At 46.8% G+C, this 23,378-nt stretch carries 19 protein-coding genes and 1 pseudogene; 12 read left to right on the top strand and 8 right to left on the bottom strand.

What is annotated here, in order from left to right; all coding sequences use genetic code 11:
- Window positions 1-395 precede the first annotated feature (395 nt).
- From QK890_RS03405 to QK890_RS03360, 10 genes and pseudogenes are all read left to right on the top strand, one after another.
- A complete protein-coding gene (locus tag QK890_RS03405; RefSeq protein WP_032543899.1) occupies window positions 396-1,223 on the top strand; it encodes a DUF4373 domain-containing protein in 828 nt (275 codons plus the stop codon).
- A 276-nt stretch (window positions 1,224-1,499) separates the two neighbouring features.
- Window positions 1,500-1,679, top strand: a pseudogene (locus QK890_RS03400) (AAA family ATPase); the annotation flags it as partial.
- A 165-nt stretch (window positions 1,680-1,844) separates the two neighbouring features.
- Window positions 1,845-2,060 carry a DUF4492 domain-containing protein gene (locus QK890_RS03395; RefSeq protein ID WP_005776680.1) on the top strand — a complete coding sequence of 72 codons (216 nt, stop codon included), beginning with the start codon at window positions 1,845-1,847 and terminating at the stop codon, window positions 2,058-2,060.
- 32 nt (window positions 2,061-2,092) lie between these two features.
- Window positions 2,093-3,646 (top strand): cytochrome ubiquinol oxidase subunit I, encoded by a 1,554-nt coding sequence (locus tag QK890_RS03390; protein ID WP_005776681.1) that lies wholly within the window; start codon window positions 2,093-2,095, stop codon window positions 3,644-3,646.
- 25 nt (window positions 3,647-3,671) lie between these two features.
- Complete coding sequence (gene cydB / locus QK890_RS03385) at window positions 3,672-4,820, top strand: cytochrome d ubiquinol oxidase subunit II (protein ID WP_005776682.1); 1,149 nt, start codon at window positions 3,672-3,674, stop codon at window positions 4,818-4,820.
- A 122-nt stretch (window positions 4,821-4,942) separates the two neighbouring features.
- Entirely contained in the window at window positions 4,943-6,007 is a 1,065-nt protein-coding gene (locus tag QK890_RS03380) for an STM4015 family protein (protein WP_367627194.1), read from the top strand.
- A 4-nt stretch (window positions 6,008-6,011) separates the two neighbouring features.
- Entirely contained in the window at window positions 6,012-7,022 is a 1,011-nt protein-coding gene (locus QK890_RS03375) for an STM4014 family protein (protein ID WP_195316508.1), read from the top strand.
- Window positions 7,009-7,860: an STM4013/SEN3800 family hydrolase gene (locus QK890_RS03370; RefSeq protein ID WP_005808788.1), complete on the top strand. Its 852-nt coding sequence runs from the start codon at window positions 7,009-7,011 to the stop codon at window positions 7,858-7,860. The genes QK890_RS03375 and QK890_RS03370 overlap by 14 nt, the downstream gene beginning before the upstream one ends.
- On the top strand, window positions 7,857-9,137 hold the full coding sequence (locus QK890_RS03365) for an STM4012 family radical SAM protein (protein ID WP_122330482.1): 1,281 nt from the start codon (window positions 7,857-7,859) through the stop codon (window positions 9,135-9,137). The genes QK890_RS03370 and QK890_RS03365 overlap by 4 nt, the downstream gene beginning before the upstream one ends.
- Before the next feature lie 13 nt (window positions 9,138-9,150).
- Window positions 9,151-10,662 carry an STM4011 family radical SAM protein gene (locus tag QK890_RS03360; RefSeq protein ID WP_022012215.1) on the top strand — a complete coding sequence of 504 codons (1,512 nt, stop codon included), beginning with the start codon at window positions 9,151-9,153 and terminating at the stop codon, window positions 10,660-10,662.
- A gap of 2 nt (window positions 10,663-10,664) precedes the next feature.
- On the opposite strand, the gene QK890_RS03355 is transcribed toward QK890_RS03360, so the two are convergent.
- The 5 genes from QK890_RS03355 to wecB form a co-directional block, all read right to left on the bottom strand.
- Window positions 10,665-11,621 (bottom strand): D-2-hydroxyacid dehydrogenase, encoded by a 957-nt coding sequence (locus QK890_RS03355; protein ID WP_005776688.1) that lies wholly within the window; start codon window positions 11,619-11,621, stop codon window positions 10,665-10,667.
- Between the two features lie 83 nt (window positions 11,622-11,704).
- A complete protein-coding gene (locus QK890_RS03350; protein WP_005808784.1) occupies window positions 11,705-12,976 on the bottom strand; it encodes a replication-associated recombination protein A in 1,272 nt (423 codons plus the stop codon).
- 24 nt (window positions 12,977-13,000) lie between these two features.
- Complete coding sequence (locus tag QK890_RS03345; protein ID WP_044299681.1) at window positions 13,001-15,595, bottom strand: glycoside hydrolase family 2 TIM barrel-domain containing protein; 2,595 nt, start codon at window positions 15,593-15,595, stop codon at window positions 13,001-13,003.
- 34 nt (window positions 15,596-15,629) lie between these two features.
- Entirely contained in the window at window positions 15,630-18,191 is a 2,562-nt protein-coding gene (locus QK890_RS03340; RefSeq protein WP_005808780.1) for a DUF5686 and carboxypeptidase-like regulatory domain-containing protein, read from the bottom strand.
- 113 nt (window positions 18,192-18,304) lie between these two features.
- Window positions 18,305-19,390: a non-hydrolyzing UDP-N-acetylglucosamine 2-epimerase gene (wecB, locus tag QK890_RS03335; RefSeq protein WP_032543915.1), complete on the bottom strand. Its 1,086-nt coding sequence runs from the start codon at window positions 19,388-19,390 to the stop codon at window positions 18,305-18,307.
- An 84-nt stretch (window positions 19,391-19,474) separates the two neighbouring features.
- Here wecB and QK890_RS03330 point away from each other — a divergent pair, with 84 nt between their 5' ends.
- A complete protein-coding gene (locus QK890_RS03330) occupies window positions 19,475-20,101 on the top strand; it encodes a trimeric intracellular cation channel family protein (protein ID WP_005776695.1) in 627 nt (208 codons plus the stop codon).
- A 13-nt stretch (window positions 20,102-20,114) separates the two neighbouring features.
- On the opposite strand, the gene QK890_RS03325 is transcribed toward QK890_RS03330, so the two are convergent.
- The 3 genes from QK890_RS03325 to QK890_RS03315 form a co-directional block, all read right to left on the bottom strand.
- Window positions 20,115-20,609, bottom strand: coding sequence for a DUF4251 domain-containing protein (locus tag QK890_RS03325; RefSeq protein ID WP_005776696.1), 495 nt, complete (start codon window positions 20,607-20,609; stop codon window positions 20,115-20,117).
- A 261-nt stretch (window positions 20,610-20,870) separates the two neighbouring features.
- Window positions 20,871-21,839, bottom strand: coding sequence for a M48 family metallopeptidase (locus tag QK890_RS03320; RefSeq protein ID WP_032531373.1), 969 nt, complete (start codon window positions 21,837-21,839; stop codon window positions 20,871-20,873).
- Window positions 21,840-21,860: 21 nt separating this feature from the next.
- Window positions 21,861-22,421: a LemA family protein gene (locus QK890_RS03315; RefSeq protein WP_005808774.1), complete on the bottom strand. Its 561-nt coding sequence runs from the start codon at window positions 22,419-22,421 to the stop codon at window positions 21,861-21,863.
- Between the two features lie 290 nt (window positions 22,422-22,711).
- Here QK890_RS03315 and QK890_RS03310 point away from each other — a divergent pair, with 290 nt between their 5' ends.
- Window positions 22,712-23,215 (top strand): RNA polymerase sigma factor, encoded by a 504-nt coding sequence (locus tag QK890_RS03310; protein WP_005776700.1) that lies wholly within the window; start codon window positions 22,712-22,714, stop codon window positions 23,213-23,215.
- Window positions 23,216-23,378 lie beyond the last annotated feature (163 nt).

Here is a 23,378-nt window from a genome sequence, read left to right as displayed (position 1 = left end):
TAGACGGGAGCGGAGGTTTTAACGATAAAAGATGAACTATAATCGATGAATGAAGTTTACCACGGAGTGACACAGAGTTCCACAGAGAATCTTTTTTAAGATTTCCTGAGTGGGAAATGTCCCGGTGACCGGTAACTGCCCTCACAGGTAAAAAGGAGGTGTGTTTCAGGAACTTTGATAGAAGTGTGACCTGTCAGGTCACACTTCTTAAAAGGTAAATATTTACTTTTGTAAGCCGGAACGTTTAGAACGATGAACTGTATAGAAATGAATACGATTCACCACAGAGTACACGGAGGACACAGAGTTTTAATCTCTTGTTTATTAAGATGTTTAAGAGAAAGATACTCTCTGTGTTCTCTGTGTCCTCCGTGGTGAATTAAACTCAAAAACAAATGGAAAGAAAACAATTTTTTATTCTTGAGAAAGATTTCCTGAACACACGGGAAGTGGGAGACTTGATAGAAGCTCTCGGACCGGGAGGAGTGGGAGCCTATATGGCAATTCTGATCTACTTGCGTCATCAGCCTGCCTATACGACGTGTTACAGACCTTCCTTATTGAGCCAGTTGGCGCGTTGCAATAACGGTACTGTTGAGTTGTTCAGAGATGTGCTGCTCAACTTCGGGCTTTTTGATTTTGGTGAAGGAGAGGAGCCGGAGTTTCATTCTTTTTATCTGGACCGAGTGATGGAACCTATGGACCGGAGATGTGCAAGCAGCCGTCGTAATGGAGCGAAAGGAGGACGTCCGCCAAAGGTGGCTCGTACTGTGCATAATGTGATTCCGGAAGTGATGGAAGAGGTTACGGAACCTGTTGCGGAAGAACCTTTGCAACTTGCTGTGGCTGAGGAAGAAAAACCCAGAAAAACCTACAATACAATACAGAACAATACAGAACAATACAATACAACAACAGAAACAACAGAAAAGAGTAAAAGCGAAACCTCCGTGCTTGTTCCTGTTGCCGCCGCCATTGCTGCCACCACTGCCGTTGTTGGGGAGAACATACAATCTTTGTTTGGCTTCCGGACAGACCGGCGGATAAGGATGGACGAAACGCGGATCGACAGGCAATGCTGTATCGGGCATATCCCTATCGGTACGAGGCATTGGCGGGAGGATTGCAGATCTATCTCTTGTCTACCTCACTTGCTTGGAGTGTCCGGAAGAAGTGGCGATCGGAAAATAAGGGCCTCCGGCTGTCAGAGATCTGGTCCCTGACTGTCGGTGAGGTGTAGCCCGGCTGTCGGTGAGGTGTAGCCCGGCTGTCGGTGGGGTGTAGCCCGGCTGTCGGTGGGGTGTAGCCCGGCTGTCGGTGGGATGTAGCCCGGCTGTCGGTGAGGGGGTGCCCGGATGGGTATCCGTCGTAAAATGTTATCTTTGCACGTATCTAAAAACACAATAGAGTCATGAATACACCCGTAACCATTCCGTTGCGGAAACTCCCGATAGGGATACAAAGTTTCGAAAAACTGCTTATCGACGAGTACGATAAACTCGTTTGGCGACTATTGGTTCACCGGCGGAACCCCTGCTTTCCTGGTGGAAATGCTGCAGAAGACCAATTTCGGTTTACGGGAGATGGAAGGAATCGAAGTGCCCTCCACTTCGCTGAACGATGACCGTGCCAATGTGGGCAATCCCATTCCTATGATTTATCAGAGTGGCTGCCTGACTATCTTTGTAATAATCAGAAACTTAGATTCGATTCTGTGTCGTTCTGTGTCCTCTGTGGTGAGTAAGAACCGTTTATTTTGCTTGTTTCATCAACATTTTTAAGATTATCTTTGTTATTATTTGTATAGACACTAATTTTGATATGTTATAAAATTACCCTGTATTATGAAGAATACACTGCTCCATATCTGGAACTTCTATGTCGAAGGTTTTCGAAGCATGACTCTGGGCCGCACCCTGTGGCTGATTATACTGGTGAAACTCTTCATCATGTTCTTCATTCTCCGCCTCTTTTTCTTTCCTAACTTTCTGAGCAGCCAGCCTACCGACAAGGACAAGGAAGAATACGTTGCAGGCGAACTGATACAACGCGGGCAATAAACGGCTGAAGTTTAACTCTAACTACTAATGATATGATTGAAAGTATTGACACTTCACTTATTGACTGGTCGAGAGCCCAATTTGCTCTGACAGCCATGTACCATTGGATTTTTGTGCCGCTCACTCTCGGCTTGGCAGTCGTTATGGGTATCATGGAAACCCTTTATTATAAAACAGGCAATGAGTTCTGGAAACGGACAGCCAAGTTTTGGATGAAGATTTTCGGTATCAACTTTGCCGTAGGTGTAGCCACGGGACTGATCCTTGAGTTTGAGTTCGGAACCAACTGGAGTAACTATTCCTGGTTTGTAGGTGATATTTTTGGCGCGCCGCTTGCCATCGAGGGCATTTTGGCTTTCTTTATGGAGGCCACGTTTATTGCCGTCATGTTTTTCGGGTGGGATAAGGTCAGCAAAGGTTTCCACCTGACTTCTACCTGGCTCACAGGACTGGGAGCTACGATCTCCGCCTGGTGGATTCTGGTAGCCAATGCCTGGATGCAGCATCCGGTAGGTATGGAGTTCAATCCCGATACAGTGCGCAACGAGATGGTCGATTTCATGGCAGTTGCCTTTTCGCCTGTCGCCGTTAATAAATTTTGCCACACGGTGCTCTCGAGTTGGGTGCTGGGAGCTGTTTTCGTGATAGGCATCAGTTGCTGGTTCTTGCTGAAGAAGAGAGACAAGGAGTTTGCCATAGCCAGCATTAAGATTGGTGCCATCTTCGGGTTGGTAGCTTCGGTGCTGACGGTGTGGACCGGCGACGGTTCCGGTTATGCCGTTGCGCAAACACAGCCGATGAAACTGGCAGCGGTAGAAGGATATTACGAAGGACAGAACGGAGCCGGGCTGGTAGCTGTCGGGGTGCTGAATCCTGATAAGAAGACTTATGACGACGGTCAGAATCCGTTTTTGTTCCGTATAGAGATTCCAAAGATGCTCTCCTTCCTGGCCGAGCGTAAAGCAGATGCTTTTGTGCCGGGCATCAAAAATATCATTGAGGGGGGATACGAACTGAAAGACGGCACGAAAGCGCTTTCGGCTGCCGAGAAAATAGAACGGGGTAAAAAAGCGATTACTGCATTGGGCACCTATCGTGCGGCTAAAAAAGACGGTGACGAGGCTGCTATGCAGCAGGCATCCGCCACGCTGAAAGAGAATGTTGCCTATTTTGGTTATGGTTATATTAAGGATGTGAACCAATTGGTTCCCAATGTGCCGCTCAACTTTTATGCCTTCCGCGTGATGGTGATCTTGGGTGGATACTTTATCCTGTTCTTCATTGCGATTCTCTTCTTTGTCTATAAGAAAGACCTGTCGCAAATGCGATGGATGCAATACATCGGACTATGGACCATTCCGTTTGCTTACATTGCCGGACAGGCAGGATGGGTAGTGGCCGAATGTGGTCGCCAGCCTTGGGCGATACGGGACATGCTGCCCACGTCGGCAGCCATCTCAAAGTTGGATGTAGGCTCTGTACAGGCCACATTCTTCATATTCCTTATTCTGTTTACGGTAATGCTGATTGCGGAAATCGGCATCATGGTCCGGGAGATCAAGAAGGGACCGGCGGCTAATCATTAATCACGAACCATTAATCATTTAAACTATGGGTACATACATTTTTCTACAACAATATTGGTGGCTGGTAGTCTCACTGCTCGGGGCTATACTCGTATTCTTGCTGTTTGTGCAGGGTGGCAACTCTCTGCTGTTTTGTTTGGGTAAAACGGAGGAGCATCGCAAGATGATGGTAAATTCCACCGGACGTAAGTGGGAATTTACGTTTACCACACTGGTCACTTTCGGTGGCGCGTTTTTTGCTTCATTTCCTCTGTTCTACAGTACCAGTTTCGGCGGCGCCTATTGGCTTTGGATGATCATTCTTTTCAGCTTCGTATTGCAGGCTGTCAGCTACGAATTTCAGAGCAAAGCGGGCAACCTGCTCGGGAAGAAGACTTACCGTACTTTTCTGGTGATCAACGGTGTGGTCGGCCCTCTGCTCTTGGGAGGTGCGGTAGCTACCTTCTTCACAGGGTCCGATTTTTATATCAATAAGGGCAATATGGTGAACGAGATTATGCCTGTCATCAGCCATTGGGGCAACGGCTGGCATGGGCTCGATGCGCTGACCAATATCTGGAATGTGATTCTGGGACTGGCCGTGTTTTTTCTGGCACGCATCCTGGGAGCTCTCTATTTCATCAATAACATAGCCGATAAGGAACTCGTCGGCAAGTGCCGTCGTTCGTTGATTGCGAATACAGCTCTGTTTCTGGTGTTCTTCCTAACTTTTGTGATCCGCACTTTGCTGGCCGACGGATATGCTGTCAATCCGGAAACAAAGGAGATCTATATGGAACCTTATAAGTATTTCAATAACTTTATCGAAATGCCGGTAGTGCTGATTATATTCCTTGCAGGGGTTGTGCTGGTGCTGTTCGGCATTGGCAAAACAATGTTGAAGAAGACATTCGATAAAGGGATCTGGTTTGCCGGCATTGGTACGGTACTCACCGTCCTGGCACTGTTGCTTACTGCCGGATATAACAATACAGCTTATTATCCGTCTTACACGGATATACAAAGCTCGCTCACCCTTGCCAACAGTTGTTCCAGCCAGTTTACGCTGAAAACCATGGCTTACGTTTCTATCTTGGTTCCGTTTGTCATCGCCTACATCTTCTACGCCTGGCGCAGCATCGACAATCGTAAGATCGATGCAAAGGAAATGGACGAAGGCGGACATGCCTACTAAGATTTTTATCAGATAGAAGTACAGGATATCGGAATTTTATTACTTTTGTAGTGATGCTTATCTGCTCTTGACAAACGAAGGCGGATAAGCATTGTTTTTATCAGTAATTAAACAGACATACTATGAAACGAGTATTTGTATTTCAAGACTTTAAGTCTCAGAAGTTCTGGAGCATCGATGTTCGGGGAACCGATGTTGTTGTGAACTATGGCAAGTTGGGAACAGACGGACAAACACAAGTAAAGAATTTCTCGTCGGTCGAAGAGGCCGAAAAGGCCGCTGCCAAATTAGTGGCGGAGAAGACGAAGAAAGGATATGTGGAAACCCGGGAAGAGGTTGCCAAGGAAATGAAGGTGGAAGCTAAAAAGTATGCGCTGAGCTATGACGAGGCAGAAGAAGGCGTGAACTTGATGGATAGGATATTGAAGGATAAAAAGCTGCCGTCGCTCAGGCAGATTACGATCGGCTGTTGGGGGTACGACCGAGAGGACTGCTCGGCTATTGCCGACGGCATTGTGGCGAATAAGGAAAAGTTTGCCCATCTTGAGGGCCTGTTCTGGGGAGACATGGATTCTGAAGAACAGGAGATCTCCTGGATTGAGCAGGTGGATTTAGGTCCGGTGTTGGACGTGATGCCCTTGCTGAACAATCTCAAGATTAAAGGTACCAATAATCTGAGCATTGGCAAGAAACCTCGTCCCAACCTGAAGTCACTTGAGATTATCAGTGGTGGCCTGCCCGATTCGGTGGTGGAGGACATTCTGGGATCCGACCTCTCTAACCTTGAAAAGCTGGTCCTTTATGTAGGAGTGGAAGACTACGGATTTGAGGGTGATCTGGCTGTATTCAAGCCTCTCTTCTCCAAAGATCGTTTTCCTCAACTGAAATGGCTGGGCATTGTCGATGCGGAAGAACAAGATGCTGTTGTGGAGATGTTCCTCGAATCGGATATTCTTCCGCAACTGGAGACGATGGATATTTCTGCCGGAGTATTGACAGACGAGGGAGCACAACTGTTGCTGGATCATGTGGACAAGATCAGCCACTTGAAGTTTATCAATATGAAATACAATTACCTAAGTGACGAGATGAAAAAGGAGTTGCAGAAGGCACTGCCGGTGAAGATCGACGTTTCCGACTCACAGGAGTATGATGATGATTACAGTTTCCCAATGATTACGGAGTAAATGAATGAAGATATGTGTTGTCAGTAATTCGACTTCAAAACGTACGGACTACTTTATCAAAGCGGGTAGAAGCCTTGGGGCGGATACCTGCTTTGTCACATACGATGAGTTGATGGCTACTCTTCCGGAGTATCGTGATACGGTTGTGAAGCTGGAACCTCCGGTGTTTCAGGAAACGGACTTCCGGAAATACAATTTGCTTTGCCGGGATTACAGGGAAATGTTGAGGCGCTTAGCCGCTGTGGATAGACCGGAGGGCGTGCATTTTCTGAACGAGCCGAGTGCAATTCTCTGTGCTTTGGATAAGGTCCGCACTCAGCAGAAACTGGCCGGGGCAGGCTTGAAAACAACCCCGTTGTTCTCGGCGGCACTACGCACTTTTGATGAACTGGCCGAACTGCTTTACCGGCAGAAGAGGGGAGGGTTTCTTAAACCTCGCTATGGCTCCGGAGCCGGAGGGGTAATGGCTGTCAGATACAATCATCGCCGGGACGAATGGGTGGCTTATACGACCATGCGTTGGGCGGGAAATCATGCTTGTAATGAAAAACGTATCTGCCGGTTGACAAACCGGAAAGAGATTGCCGTGCTGGCAGAAGAAGTCATGCGATGCGGAGCTGTCCTTGAAGAGTGGATGGTAAAAGAAAAACTGGAAGGGGAGAATTATGACTTGCGTGTTGTTTGTAGGGAAGATGAAGTCGACTATGTCGTGGTACGTTGTAGCAAAGGTACCATAACCAATCTTCATCTGAACAACAAAGCAAGGCTGTTCGGAGAGCTTTCGCTTGCACCTTCCGTCCGTGAGGAGCTTTTTTGCCGGAGCATTGCCGCCACGCGGGCTCTGGGACTGCGGTATGCAGGCATAGATGTGCTGATTGCACGGAACACGGATACACCTTATATTATAGAGGTGAACGGACAGGGAGATCATATCTATCAGGATATGTTTACGGAGAATAAGATATACACCAATCAGATAAGAACGATAGAATCACTTTTCAATGGAAATAGATGAACTGCCATCCGGTAAGCAAGACCGGAAACCGGATATAGATATGAATGGAATTGTGGGCACGCATGACATACTGATGCTCTGTTTCGACACCTTGCGCTATGACGTCAGTGTGGCCGAAGAGGCTTCCGGGGGAACTCCCGTACTGAATAGCTATGGCAGTGGCTGGGAGAAGAGGCATGCTCCCGGCAATTTTACCTATCCCTCGCATTTCGCCATTTTTGCCGGATTCTTGCCTTCACCTGCCGAACCCCATGTGTTGCGCAGCCGGAAGTGGCTTTTTTTCCCTTTTCAGGCCGGCACGGGGCGCATACCTCCGGAGGGCAGTTATGCTTTTAAAGAAGCTACATTCGTACAGAGCCTGTCCAATATCGGTTATGAAACCATCTGTATCGGCGGAGTCAGCTTTTTCAGTAAACGGAATGACATCGGAAGGGTATTTCCCGGTTATTTCAATAAAAGTTACTGGCTGCCTGCTTTTGGCTGCACGGATAAGAACAGTGCCGCCAATCAGGTGGACTTTGCTGTCAGTAAACTGGAAAAGTATCCGGCGGACCGGAGAGTATTCATGTATATCAATTTCTCGGCCATCCATTATCCCAACTGCCATTATGTAGAGGGTAAGAAGAAAGACGACAAAGAGTCGCATGCTGCGGCTTTACGATACGTTGACAGTCAGTTGCCCCGCTTGTTCGAGGCTTTCAGAAGACGTTCGGATACATTGGTCATTGCTTTGTCCGATCATGGCACCTGTTATGGTGAGGACGGTTACGAGTATCACTGCATTTCCCACGAGAAGGTATATACGGTGCCTTATAAACATTTTATTCTCAGAAAATGAACGATCAGCAGCAGATTTCACGATATATCAGCTATATGTACAGTTATCCGCATAAGACGGCTTACCGTACTTTTAATCCTCCGGTCTCTCTTGCCCCTTATTTTGAACGGTTGGCAGGGGGGCAGGCAAGTCTATATTTTCATATCCCTTTCTGTGCCCATAAGTGCGGTTATTGCAATCTGTTTTCACAGCAGAGCTGTGATGGAGGGCGTATCTCGGCATATCTCCGTACGATGCGCCGTCAGGCAGAACAGTTGTCCGTGGCGGCACAAGATCTGAAATTTACTTCGTTTGCAGTTGGGGGAGGTACTCCGCTTATTCTGAACGAAAAACAGTTGGATGAACTGTTTTGCATAGCCGAGCTGTTCGGCGTACGTCCTTCGGAGGTATTCACTTCCATCGAAACTTCACCGGAGTATGCCGACAAGAAAGTTTTGCGGCAATTGCGGACGAGGGGGGTGGAACGGTTGAGCATGGGTGTACAGAGTTTCAATGATGCGGAGTTGAAAAAACTGAAAAGGAGGCCTGTGCTTGCTACCGTGATCGATGCACTTCAAAATATTCGGGAAGCGGACTTCCCGCAGTTGAACCTCGACCTGATTTATGGCATTGAGGGACAGACGGTGGATAGCTTTATTTACTCGCTTACCACTGCGCTTACTTATCGCCCCGACGAATTATTTATTTATCCTCTTTATGTCCGGCCGGGTACACGTATCGATGTACGTTCAACGGATGACATGTGCTATGCTATTTACAGGTCAGCTCGTGAACTGTTGGTGGAGCAGGGATTTGTGCAGACTTCCATGCGTCGCTTTGTTAAACGGAAAACAGTGGAACTGGAGTTCTCCTGTGGCGATGAAACCATGCTGTCCTGTGGTTCCGGGGGACGGAGCTATCTGGGAGATTTACATTATGCCACTCCATACGCTGTGCGGCAGGAAGCCATAGCCGGAGAGATAGACCGTTATATCCGGACTGCTGATTTTTTGACGGTAACCAATGGTTATTTGCTTTCCGCGGAAGAGGTACAAATAAGGTTTATTATAAAGAACCTGATGTATTATCGGGGGCTGGACACGGCGGAGTATGAACGACGTTTTGGTAAGGTGCCGGACAGAACGCTCTTCCGGGAATTTACAGACCGGGGGTGGATTGAAGAGAAAAACCGGGTTCTGCTTCTTACGGAAGAAGGAATGGCCTACTCCGATTACATCGGCCAGTCTTTTGTTTCACCTGCCGTAAGGAGACTGATGTCCGAGTATATATATCCTTGATCAACTTTGCACGATGGGGGCTTTGAGTACTATCCGGAATATCTATTATAGGGGCAGTCTGGAATATTGCAATTATACATGTTCGTATTGTCCGTTTGGCAGGAAATCCGCATCTGCCGATACGGACGGTGACCGGGAAGCGCTGCACCGTTTTATTTCACGTATCGGTCAGTGGAAGCATGGGGCGTTGCGTATTCTGATTATCCCTTATGGAGAAGCGATGATACATCGGTATTACAGAGAAGGTATCATTCGTCTGGCTGCCATGCCCCATGTGGCCGGGGTTTCTTGTCAGACCAACCTGTCCTTTTCAGTTTCCCGTTTTCTGGATGAAGTTGAAGAGGCTCGGGCAGATGTCACCAAAATCAAATTCTGGGCGAGCTACCATCCTGAGATGGCGGATGTCACAGATTTTGCGTCTAAAATAGAAAAACTGCATGCGGCTGGTATTGAGGTCTGTGCAGGAGTGGTTGGTGATCCTTCGGCAAAGGAACAGATCCGGAGGTTGAGACTGCTGCTGGATCCGTCGGTTTACTTGTTTGTGAACGCAATGCAAGGTTTACGGAAGCCGCTTTCGGAGGAAGATGTCCGCTTTTTTAACGAGATGGATAATCTGTTCGATTATGATCGGCGGAACGCAAAAGCATGTTTGAATAATTGTTCCGGAGGTAGAGAGAGTCTGTTTGTTGATCGGGAAGGGGGGATGTATGCCTGCCCGAGAAGTGGGGTGCGGACAGGGAATTTCTACGATGATTCTGCTTCGCTCCTTCAGCCTTCTTGTCTCCGTAAAGTATGCGATTGCTATATTGCTTTCAGCAATCTGCGGGATACGCCTCTGAGGAGAATGATGGGAGAAGGGGCATTGTGGCGTATACCGGAGAGGAAAAAGGTCAGGGCTGTATTCTTTGATATTGACGGTACATTGACAGATGTGCAGGGGAGGATTCCGGGGCGTACCGTTTCTGCACTAAAATATATGTCCGGTCGCTTACCTCTGTACCTGAGTACTGCCTTGCCGATGGCACACGCCAAGAAGCGGCTTGGTGATGTGTTCGACTTGTTTTCGGGAGGGGTTTTTGCCGATGGGGGCTTTCTGTGTTATGAAGATACCGTTGAATGTGTTCCGGTTGAACATCCTGTGGCTCTTGATTTCCCCGGTTGCCGGATCACTCGTTATACTTGGAAAGGGGAAATCTTTAAGTATGCCGTGCTTGCGCCTACTGTCCGGGAAGCTACTCGGCTGTCGGCCGGATTGGAGGGGGAGGCATATCAACTGTATCAGGAAGGCCGGTTGCTGACAGTGGTGGACAGCAGGGCGGGAAAAAAGAATGGACTGATGACTCTATGTTCGAGGTTGGGAATCTCTTTGCGGGAGATTCTGGTGGTAGGTAATACGATGCACGATTGGCCGATGATGTCAGTTGCCGGTTATTCTTGTGCAGTGATGGATGCGGAAGAAGAGTTGAAGAAACTATCGGGATATATTCTGAATCCCGATAGTATTCCTGTCTTTTTTGATATCTGACTTTATTTGGCTACGTTGTTTATGGGTTTTCCACCGATGTATGCTTTCAGGTTGTCAACCAGAATGGTCATCAGACGTTCACGGGCGGCGGAAGTAGCCCAGGCTATATGCGGGGTGATATAGCAATTTCTGGCAGTCAGCAATGGGTTGTCCGCACGTGGAGGCTCGGTGGAGAGTACATCCAATCCGGCAGCATAAATCTTATAATTATTCAGGGCGTCTGCCAGGTCTTGTTCATTGATCAAAGGGCCGCGACTGGTGTTGATTAAGATGGCGTTTGGTTTCATCAGTTCAAGGCGGCGGGCATTAACCAGATCACGGGTTGATTCCGTTAACGGACAATGCAGACTGACGATGTCGCATTCACGGAAAATCTGGTCGAGTTCCGCTTTTCTGATTTCGGGAGGCAACTGAAGCCGTGACTTGGAGGTATAGGCCCACACTTTCATTCCGAACCCGATTGCGATACGGGCTGTATTATATCCGGTCTGTCCCAGTCCGATAAGACCGATTTTCTTTCCTAACAGCTCTATAAGCGGGGTATCCCAGTAACAAAAATCCTGATTCCGGGTCCACTGCCCTCCACGCACTTCGTCTGCATAGTGTTGCACTCGCTGAGTGATATTCAGGATATGGGCAAAAACCATCTGTCCGACGGATGGAGTGCTGTAAGCCGGGATGTTGGTAACCACAATACCGCGTTCTTTGGCTGCCGCAATATCAATAATGTTATATCCGGTGGCTATTACGCCGATATACTTCAGGTTAGGCAAAGAGGCCATGTGCTCTGCGGTGATCACGGCTTTGTTGGTAAGGATGGCCTCGGCGTCCTTCGCATGTGTAAGCACCTCTTCGGGGGCTGTGCGATCATAGATTTCACACTCACCTAAAGTTCTCAATTCATCCCAGTTCAGATCTCCGGGGTTGGCGGCATAGCCGTCTAAAACTACTATCTTCATAAATTATTAGGTGTTAAGTATTAAGTTTGTGTACTTGAATACTGAATTAATAACTCTTTATCTAATAAAACAATTACAGATGTTTAATAGTTCTTTTCATTTCCCCAGAGTTGTTTCATTCGTTCGGCATGTTTCTGTTCAGCCGGGTTGTGTTGGGGCTGCCATATTTGCTTATTCTTGATTTCGTCCGGCAGGAATTGCTGTTTTACGAAATTACCTTCATAATTATGGGCATATTTATATTCCTGGCCATATCCTAACTGCTTCATCAGTTTGGTGGGAGCATTGCGCAGGTGCAGAGGTACAGGCAGGTTGCCGGTTTCGCGCACCAATGCCAGTGCATCGTTGATAGCATTGTAGGCTGAGTTGCTTTTAGGGCTGGTTGCCAGATAAATGGTGGTTTCCGCCAATGGGATTCTTCCTTCCGGCCAGCCTATTTTCATCAACGTGTCAAAACAGGCATTAGCCAATAGCAGTGCATTCGGATTGGCCAGGCCAATGTCTTCCGAAGCCGAGATGACCAGACGTCTGGCAATGAATGCCGGGTCTTCTCCTCCTTCTACCATACGTGCCAGCCAGTAAATGGCACCGTCGGGATCGCTGCCCCGGATCGATTTGATAAATGCCGAAATAATATCGTAATGCATCTCGCCGTCTTTATCATAAGCCAGCGGATTCTGCTGTAAGCGTTCGGTTACCAGATCGTCAGTGATAACTACGGTCTCTTCCGTTTCCGACTCTACTACGAGTTCCAGTATATTCAGCAGCTTGCGGGCATCGCCTCCCGAAAAACGAAGCATGGCACTGGTTTCTTTCAGTTCTATTTTACGTTCTTTCAGTACGGTATCGGTAGTGATGGCACGTTGAAGCAATTCAAGCAGGTCCTCTTTCTCCAGAGACTTCAGTGTATAGAGCTGGCAACGGGAGAGGAGTGGACGGATTACCTCAAAAGACGGGTTCTCCGTGGTGGCACCTATCAGAGTAACTGTCCCGTGCTCGACAGCTCCCAGCAACGAGTCCTGCTGAGATTTGCTGAATCGGTGTATTTCGTCGATAAACAAGATGGGACTGGACTGAGTGAAGAATTTGTTGCTTTTGGCGCGATCTATCACTTCGCGCACGTCTTTCACGCCCGATGTTACGGCACTCAGTGTATAAAAAGGGGTTTCCAGCTTATTGGCTATTATCTGGGCCAGTGTTGTTTTACCGACTCCCGGAGGCCCCCACAGGATAAATGAAGAGATACGTCCTGCATCAATCATCTTGCGCAAGATAGCACCCGGTCCCACAAGGTGTTTCTGACCGATATAATCATCTAATGTCTTTGGCCGTAGCCTTTCCGCTAATGGTTGCATATCTATTTGTAATGAATCTGTTTATTAGTCGATCACCGTCCCCATCACCTGTACATCTGTGATAGCGGCTTTTTCTCCGATGAAACTGATACGTATGAAACGTCCCTGTATACCCGGAACAACCTGGATCATCCGAATGTTCTCGTTTTGTTTATAGTTGGTCTGATCCGGAATAAGTGTCCAGTGTTCTCTATCCATCGATGCCTCCACTTTGTATTGGTAATGGTCCGTATCCGGAAATGCGATTCGGATGTGGCGTATGGACAAACCTTTCTCTGTGTCCAATGTCCAGGAGCGTTCCGGGTCGTTGCCGGCAGCTTGCCAATAGGTGGCTCCATCTCCATCGGCAGCAAATGCGGACGAGTGTCCGTCGGCCGATGAACTGCAGAAGGTCGGATTATTGGGCCCGAAGGTTTGCAGGTTATCTGTTTTATCCTGAACCTCAAAACGTGTATAAGGTCGGTCTTTCACTTTGCAGGCTTCGGTATAGGGAGTGCTTCCGATGAACCGGAGTGTGATCTCGGCAGGCTCGAGCCCCGGCGAGGTAGCCCGTATCACGGTTTCTCCGGCATAGTACGACCGGAATTCAATCGCGGCTTTCCCATCGAGAATACGGATATCACTCTCTTTTTCAAATAGGATCGAGGTACCGGTAGGAAACTCTCCCGGACCGGATATGATGTTGAGGCTGACTGCCGGAGAATTGTTGACCGGTTTACCGTCTGCATCCAGAATGGTTACCGACAACATAACGTCATCTGTCCCGTCTGTCTTTATCTGGTTCGTTTGATCGGCTGTCAGGGCAATGCGTGCAGGTGTTCCTGCCTCTGGCCACTCCGGCGGAGCAATCCCTTTGTAGGCATTGCGGTACCAATACCAGGCACGTTTGGGAATCCGGAAGTAATCGATAATTCCCATTTTCCCAAGAGCACTTCCGGCTATACTCCCGTGGTCGAATGCGCACCAGATGGCTTGTCCGCTACGCCAGGCAAAGCCATTTTGCGCATTATTCTTTGCCAAGTCTCCCCAGCCCGGATCGTACTCTCCCGGACGGTCGGCTGTCGTGCTGCCATACTCTGAAACTACCGTCGGTATGCCCGGTTGCTGGAACTCGGGGATGTAGCTGCCATCGCCGTTATATCCGGCTATATCACCCAACTTGTCAATTCGTTTCTCTCCCAACGGACGTTGAGCACCGCCAATGGCCGCCGGACGGGTTGGATCGAGTTGCTTGGAGAGTTTGACGGTTTCTGACAGTAACTTGCGCATCGGGTCGATCGTTTCGGGTGCGGTAAAGAACGGTTCGTTACTCATACTCCATACAACAATAGAAGGATGGTTGCGGTGGATGCGGATCAATTCTTTCAGTTGGGCTTTTACACTGCTCTCAAATCCTGCCCTGTCTGCTTCATTTACGGGATATGCACTTGCGTTCCAGTAGCCATCTCCTTTGTGACCTCCGATTCCCCAAAATGCATTCTCTGCCCAGGATAGCATACCTATTTCATCGCATGCTTGTGAGAAAGCCGGTGAATGGGGGTAATGCGAACCTCGTATCAGGTTGAAGCCGGCTTCTTTTACCAGACGGATATCTCTTCGCATACCGGTTTCGGTCACGGCATCTCCCCATCCGGCATGATCCTGATGAACATTGGCTCCCTTAAAATAATAATGTTCCCCGTTCAGGAAGAATCCCCGGTCCGGTGTCCATTCAAACCAGCGGAATCCGAAAGACGTTTCATAGCGGTCTATCAATTTTTCTCCGTGGTAAAGCGAGCTGACCACCTTGTAAAGTGCAGGATGATCGGGATGCCACAGCTCCGGTGCTTGAATTTCGCGGGTTTGCTGCTCAAATGTGTAGGTTGCGTTGTCCGGCAATGATTGTGATGTAGAAACAGAAGCCGCTTCTTTGCCTCGGGAATCGATAACAGTGGTCAGAAGTCGGTAAGTTTCTGTTTTTCCGGAACGATTGCATACATCTGTCCGTATGTGGACGCTCCCTGACTTTCCTTTTTTTTCTCCTAAGTCCGGTGTGGTGACCAATGTGCCATACCAATCGATATAGGTCGGTTCTTTGATCACTAAGCGTACGTTCCTGTAAATGCCTCCGCTGAATACATGTTCGCCTGCACGTGGAGCGAGGTCAGGCCGCCAGCAGTTGTTAACCCGAACCGCTATCTGGTTTTTTCCTTCTTTCAGATAGTTCGATATATCAACGGAAAATCCGGTATATCCTCCTTGGTGGGTTCCTGCCCGATGTCCGTTCACAAAAACTTCTGCTTCCTGAAATACACCGTCGAATTCAAGAAAGCTCCTTTTGCCAAGCACTTCTTTCTTTATCGGAAAGGCTTTGCGGTACCATCCGTAACCTACATAAAAATCTTTCGACATGAAGTATGGAGTACTGAAAGAGTGGGGAAGTCCCGTCCTTTCCCAGTCGGAGTCGTCAAAATCCGGTCGGGAAGCACTCTTGAAGTCTCCCCGGCAATATTTCCATTCCCGGTTGAAGTTGATGGTTTGTCGTGGAGAGTCCGCCCGGCAAACATGGATTGCACTGCTTAACATAAGAAAAACCAACCATAGCTTCATGCCATTGCAGGTGTGTACTGTGAAATTCATCGTATTGGGTTTTATAGTGTGAATGATAGGCGGATCAGAATACTACCTGAATCATAAACCGGATGCCTTGTTTATTGATTCCCGGGTGGTTCAGGTAAGTCAGACGGCGTACGTATTCGATATGCAACAATTTAAAGATGTTGTAAATGCCCACGCTGGCTTCCAGGTAAGGTACTTTCGGATCCATCACATAGCTGGTGTAGCTGCCGTCCCGTTGCGGGAAATCAAACAGTTCCGGATTATTGCTCTTAAACGGGTTATTCTTATCCGTCAGGTTGCCGTATAGAGCGCGGAAACGGAATACCTCTCTCCACTTCAGTTTCTTAATCAGCGGGATGCGGTTGAAAAGTTTACCATTCATGTCATATGTGAGTGCCAGCGATGCATAACGGTCGTTGAGGAACTCCATATTATTGATCAGGTTGAACGTTTCTTTCTGTGTGATATACGATAGGTTGGCGGCTGGCAAAATAAGTAATGGGAACGGAACGGTATTCCATTGTGCACCTCCTTTTAAGGTAACATCTACTTTACCCCAGGACGAGAGCCAGAAGCGCTTCCAGATACTTGCCTCCGTCAGGTTGAAATTATATTCTCCTCCTAAAACACCTTTAAATCCGGTAGTGTGGGAGAGGGTGAAGATGGGAGCATCCAGCGATACCGGACGACGGCGTTGCTTTGTATTGACGAAGGTCTCGCCCGGCGCATAACGTAAGGTCAGCCCCAATTCGGCGGTAGTTATATCGGGTACGATGGTTTTGGCTGCGTCATTGCGGATGTATTGCAACTTGCCTGCCGGAGTGTCTTCCCGGTGTCGCGCCATGGCCGCAACCGAGAAACCCGATAAAGTTTCCATTTCATATCTCAGTGTGGCGTCCCGTACGTATGACATCTGGTCGACGGTTGTGGTTTTCCACGCTACGAATACGTTATCCTTATCCGTGTCGAGGAATTTATCCATTGGCGACATGACGTCGTAGCGGTAGGAGGCCGAGATGTAATGCTTCGGGAATTCCCAGGGGAAGAATTCGCATTTGCGGAAAGAGTAGGTCACATTACCTTCATATTTCCATTTTTTATCTTTGAGTCCGTACGCTCCGTATCCATTGAAGAACCAGTGGGGATTCAGCTTGGCGGTAGTCATACCGCTGAGACGGAAACGGGTACCATCCACATAATTGCTCGATATCATGGTGTTGATCGGTCCGAAGTCAAACTTACTCGGATGTTCTTTGGTCCCGGTTTCCACATAGTTTTCTATCAACGCTTTTGCTCCGAATATCACATATTTGAATCCGGGTATTTGTTCCAGCCGGTTCATGAAAAGATCCATGCTGCTCTCGGTCTTTGTTAGAGGCACCTGGCGTACTCCGGCCCAATATTCGTCACTTTTGGTCAGCATGTCCGCCTCTTTGATCACACTTCCTTTCAAACGGAAAAGTCGTGGCTCGATGGGGTCGAAGACATAATTGCTATATTTGGTTGTTCGTTTTACCTGGATGCCCTGAATAGCTTTCATGACTAAAAGATCCACAGTCATATCGTCGTCTGTCAGCACCCAGTTGCCATTGGGAAGCTGTTCATATTGCTGTACGACGTCCAGATTTTCTACAAAGTTTACTCCTGTCTTTTTAGGCAGATTCATGGTGCACTTTTTCACTGCATAGGTAGAGTCGTCCAGTACATACAGGTGTCCGGTGAATCCGAAGTCCTGAGAGTTCTGTGGGACGAAGGTGAGATGCACGCATTTATCTTTATCCACCATCACAGTGTCCATCAGGTAGAATTTATAGAAAGAGATGGCTCCGCTTCCGATTGGACTTACGAAACGGCGTTGCAACAGGCGGATATCATCATCATAGATATTGATATCGGCAAATACATCATTGAGGATGGTACCCAGCATATCACCTGTTGAGAAGAATTCTTCCACGCCATTGGAGTTCATACCTTCGATTATGGTCTTTTTGCTTTCCGGGTCCTTCCGGTAAATGGTTTTGGAAGACGTTTCCTGCACTGAGATAGGCAGAATCAGTTTGTTGGTTTCAGGCGAAACCTCAACCTGGTCTTTGAGGAAAGAAAACTTTTTATAGATTCCTTTTTCAAGGCTTTCGGGTGTCACGTCATTGAGTGACATCTTCATCTTCTGATACTTGTTGTACTGATAATAGTCGTTGGTTTCCAGCTTCTGAGCTTTCTTGTGGTCGATGACCTTTCGCATGAACTCCACAGCGGGATTGTTTTTCCGGGAATACTTTTCTTTTTTAGGTTTTATCACCACCTCGTCCAGCATGACATCATCTGGTGAGAGCACCACATTCAGTTCTTTGGCACCTGCCGGAATTTTCACTTTCTTGGTGATATACCCCACTGCAGAGAAGGTCAGTTCGTTCCAACCTTTGCGGGTTTCTACCTGATATTCTCCGTTAGCATTGGATATACCGCCTACGCCTTTTCCTTCATAGAAAACGGAAATGTACATTAGCGGCTCATGTGAAATAGAATCAGTGATTACTCCCTTCAACTGTGCAAAAGCCTGTGGTGCAGAGAGTATAAGGAAGACTACTATTAATAGTTTAGAATATTGTTGTTTCATACACACTTCATCTCATCGTGAGACTGCAAAGGTAATAAATTCCTTTTGATTGAACGGACTATATAACCTTTTTTGTGTATCTTTTGAGTCCTGTAAGGAGGGGGAATCCGGCATTATTCCCCCAATAATATTTGTACAATTCGTTCTGCGGTCCGTCCGTCCCAGCGTTCGGGCAGGGTGCCTTGTTTCCATTCTCCGTTCATCAGTTTATCCATACTGGCAGCCAATGCTGCCGGATCTTCACCAACCAGTTCGTTGGTGCCTGTGCGCCAGGTTTCCGGATGCTCGGCATAGGTGTTGAGGGTGATGCAGGGAATTCCCAGGAAGGTCGCTTCTTCCGCCACATTGCCTGAATCTGTTATAATGGCTTTTGCCTGGTTCATCAGATACCCGAAAGAGAGATAGCTTTGTGTGGGCATGATGTGCAGGTTAGGAGCTGTGATATCGAGAGTTTTGATCGCATTGCGTACATAAGTGTGCAGTGGTGCCACAATCGGCATGCCGTTTGCCTTTTCAAGTAAGGTCTCTATCAAATTCCGCAGATTTTCTTTGTTGTTCAGCAGCACATGGCGGTTGAGGGTCAGCAGGATGTACTCATGCTCTTTCAGTCCCAGGACAGAGAACCATATTGGCTTTATCAGGCGGTTGCGGTTATACCGTATTGTATCGATCAGGATGTTGCCTACATAGTAGACTGTTTCATTTTCTGTTCCTGTCTGATTCAGGTTGCGATTGGCCACCATGCCGGCTGTGAACAGATAGTCGGAAAGTCCGTCTGTTATCATACGATTGACTTCTTTGGGCATGGACATATCGAACGAACGGGTGCCGGCTACGAGATGTGCCACTTTTATATTTTGTTTTTTGGCTACGATCGCACAACTCATAGTTGCAGTGAGGTCATCGACTACCAGAACTACGTGCGTAGGGTTTTCCGTCAGTTCACGTTCAAAGGCGATCATTATTCCCGCAGTAAGTTCTGTAGGGTTATTGCCGTTTACGCCCAGATAGGCATCGGGAGCTTTCATATGCAGATCTGCAAATAAGGATGCATCCAGACTGGTGTCATTCTCTATCCCTGTGTAAACCAGGCGATAAGAAATGCGTTTACCTTGTGCCTTAGCGGCATCGATAGCCCGGGTGATAGGGGCGATTTTCATAAAGTTAGGGCGAGCCCCGGCAACAATCGTTATCTTCATCTTCGTATTCTTACAATTTTCAAGGAACAAATGTACACTTTCTTGCGGAATTATTTGTTTCTTTGCACACAAAAAACTTGATATATGCCAACAATCTTTCAGATTCCGACCTTTATCCAGATTCTGGAGTTTATCGGGACATTTGCTTTTGCCATTAGTGGCATTCGTCTTGCATCTGCCAAACAGTTTGACTGGTTTGGTGCTTATGTAGCCGGTGTGGCTGTTGCCATTGGCGGTGGTACTATACGTGACGTATTGCTGGACGTTACTCCGTTCTGGATGACGAATCCCATTTATCTTATCTGTTCGGCGCTGGCCCTTCTGTGGGTTATCTTTTTCCGGAAGCATCTGATTCATATGCACAACACGTTTTTTATCTTCGATAGCATTGGGCTTGCATTATTTACGGTAGTTGGTATCAGCAAAACGATCGATTTGGGCTATGCCTTTTGGGTGGCCATCATTATGGGCACAATGACCGGAGCGGCCGGTGGCGTAATCCGCGATGTGTTTATCAACGAGATTCCGTTGATTTTCCGTAAAGAGATTTATGCCATGGCATGCGTTATTGGCGGAGTCATTTATTGGGGACTCGACCGTCTGGGTGTTGATGCTGCTTTAACACAGGTCATCAGTGGCTGTTGCATTTTTGTGGTACGCGCATTGGCTGTGAAATATCAGATCTGTTTGCCTATCCTGAAAGGGGAGTAGACTTATACTAATTTTAGTCCGGCAGTATCAGATCACCGGAGAAGCTGATCGATTCACGATTCTGCATATCGACATCTATGCTGGACGAACCATTAGAATAGATAGTGATTCTAAACTTGAACTGATCTTCGGAGTTTCTGGCGGTGAAGTTTATCTTTGCTGCTCCGCGTTTGCCCATGACCATATTATATTTGTCAATCGGAGCCTTGAACATCAGTCCTTGCCCTCCTCCATAGGGAATAGAATAAGCACGCCCGAAATAGGGTAGTTGTGAAAAGACCGAATCGTTTCGAACTACCACAGAATAAACTGAGGTCAGTGGAATCATATGCCCTCGGCGTGGGTATGCTGTAGATACGTCAATCCGGTAGTTTTCCGATTCGATCAGCTCTTTTACTGTTTGCTCTTTTTGCTCTTTCTTTTCTTTCCGGCTTTGGGCCTGAAGCGGGCAAACTCCTGTTCCGATGATGAGCAACATCAGAAGGATGATACATTTGCTTGTTTTCATATCAATGGTTGTTTTTCGGATGTTTACATAAAGATAACGGTCGGAAGAGATAAAATGTATAAAGCAGACAAATGATTTAATATTATTTCGTGTTTACCGGATGGGATTTCACAAAGAATAAAAAAGGAGGGCATGTCAAAACTTACCACAGATTGCACTGATTAACACAGAATGAATTTTAAATCGTCGTTTACATAATGCTTAATCTGTATAACCTGTGGCGAAGAAGACTTTTGAGTCTATATGGGGAGGATATTTCTGTTAGAACTGTTCCAGAATGGCAATTCGTTTTTCGATTGGCGGATGGGTGGCGAAGAGCCCGCTTAGCCCGCTCAATGCGCTTTTAGCCTGTTTGCCAGGATGTTGTATGAATAACTGCGCTACATCTTCGCGCTCCACAGCTTCTATATCGGGATCTGCAGATATCTTTCTTAAAGCACTGGCCAGAGCCAATGGGTTCTTTGTCATTTCTGCTGCTCCTGCATCGGCCATGTATTCACGTTTGCGGGAGATGGCAAAGCGCATCAGCGTGGCAAAGAAATAGCCGATGGCGGCTACAATCATGGCTAAAACCAAGATGAGGATGGCACCATTGTTTTTATCATTCCGGCTGCGTGTCCACGAAGAGTAATAAACGGAGCGCAGTGCTATTTGTGCCAACATCGAAAAGATGCCTACGAATACAATGGAGATAATCAGCAGTCGGACATCGTGATTACGGATATGTGTCAACTCGTGTGCAATGACCCCTTCGAGTTCTTCGTCATTGAGTTTCTCGATGATTCCTTTTGATAAGGTGACCGTATAAGTACGTTCGTTAATTCCGCTGGCATACGCATTGAGTGAATTGTCATCGATTATGTTGATTTTAGGCATTTTCATCCCTTGCGACATACAGAGATTCTCCACTAAATTGTAGATGCGTTTATTTTCTTTACGTTCCAATGGTCGTGCCCCTGTAGCTGCTTTGATAATACTGGAATTGGCAAAGTAGGCAATAATAAACCAGACCAGAACGCCTCCTATAATATAAGGAATCAGGTTAATAAACATTTGATTGGTCATTGCCAATGTGTCGTATTGCCCGTAATCATCTGTCACGGTAAAAGTGATGAGCAGGTAGCTGAACAAATAAGTCAGTACTGCCACCAGGCAAGGGAAAAGGAACAGTAAGATGCCGGAACGTAGGTTATTCCGGCTCTGTTGTGTCTGTATTCCGACGTATTGCATGTGTATATACTTTCCTGGGGATTAGAATTTGATTTTCGGGGCTTCTTCCAGATTGGCACGTTGTTCAGTACCCAAATCGAACATCATTTCTTTATGAAAGCCGAACATGTTGGCTATCAAGTTAGAAGGGAATGTCTGTACTGCATTGTTCAGTTCTTTGGTAGCTGAGTTAAAGTAGCGGCGTACGGCAGCCAGTTTATTTTCTACGTCCGAAATCTCTTCCTGCAACTGGAGGAAGTTTTGGTTGGCCTTTAAATCGGGGTAAGCTTCCAAGGTGATTTTCAATCCCGCGAGGGCGGAACTAAGTTGATTCTCTGCTGTAATCTTTTCATCGATTGTTCGGGCACTGACAGCTCCGTTGCGAGCCTGAATGACGCGTTCAAGTGTATCCTTTTCGTGAGATGCATATCCTTTTACTGTATCTACCAATTGCGGGATAAGGTCGTGACGTTGCTTTAACTGTACATCGATGTCGGCAAATGCATTTTCACGGTTGTTTCTCAGTTTTACCAGCGAGTTGTACATGGAAGCAATGATAATGGCGAGGATGACTACAATCCCCAAAATGATAAGTAAGTTCATAATTCTTTTGATTCTTAGCGTTGTTAAACTTGATCCAAAGGTATGTGATTCAGTCTCTATTTACAAAAAGCGCATAATAAAAAACATTAATTATCAAACAAACCTCTCGAAGTGTATTGAATCCTTCCTAAAATAACACCCAAAAACTGTCAAATAGCACCCAAAAACTATCATTTGATAGTTTTTACCCCAAAGATTGGTGAAATTTACCCTACTGAAATCTAAAATAAGCCTTAAACTTGCATCATCGAGAAAGAAACGAAATATTAACCGCTTAAAAACCGCAACGTATGAAAAGTTTAAGTTTTAGAAAAGACCTGATAGGAGTACAAGAAGAGTTACTCCGTTTTGCTTATAAACTCACAGCCAATCGCGAAGAAGCCAATGACCTGTTACAAGAAACTTCATTGAAAGCATTAGATAATGAAGATAAATTTATGCCGGATACTAATTTTAAAGGCTGGATGTATACAATCATGCGCAACATCTTTATTAATAATTACCGCAAAGTTGTGCGTGACCAAACTTATGTAGACCAAACCGACAACCTCTTCCATCTGAATCTCCCGCAAGACTCCGGATTTGAAAGTACCGAAGGAGCCTATGACTTGAAAGAAATGCACCGTGTAGTAAATGCGTTGCCTAAAGAATATAAAGTACCGTTTTCAATGCATGTTTCCGGATTTAAATATCGTGAAATAGCTGAAAAATTAGAATTGCCACTCGGTACGGTTAAGAGCCGGATCTTTTTTACCCGGCAGAGACTGCAACAGGAATTGAAGGACTTCGTTTAATTAAGGTGATACTGATTATAATTAGAAAGATTGATTTTTAGATACTGATTTAGTGTAGATTTTTAGTTGTGCAAAAGAAGGAGTAAGCGAGGGAACCCCTCCTTGCTCCTTTGTTTTTGTGACAATATGATATATAACATATCTTTTATGGAAACTTTTTAAG

Source organism: Bacteroides sp. NGMCC 1.200775 (assembly GCF_040798045.1).
Classification (GTDB): domain Bacteria; phylum Bacteroidota; class Bacteroidia; order Bacteroidales; family Bacteroidaceae; genus Bacteroides; species Bacteroides hominis.
Note: the sequence above shows the minus strand (reverse complement) of the source record. Positions and strands in the feature narration are given on the sequence as shown.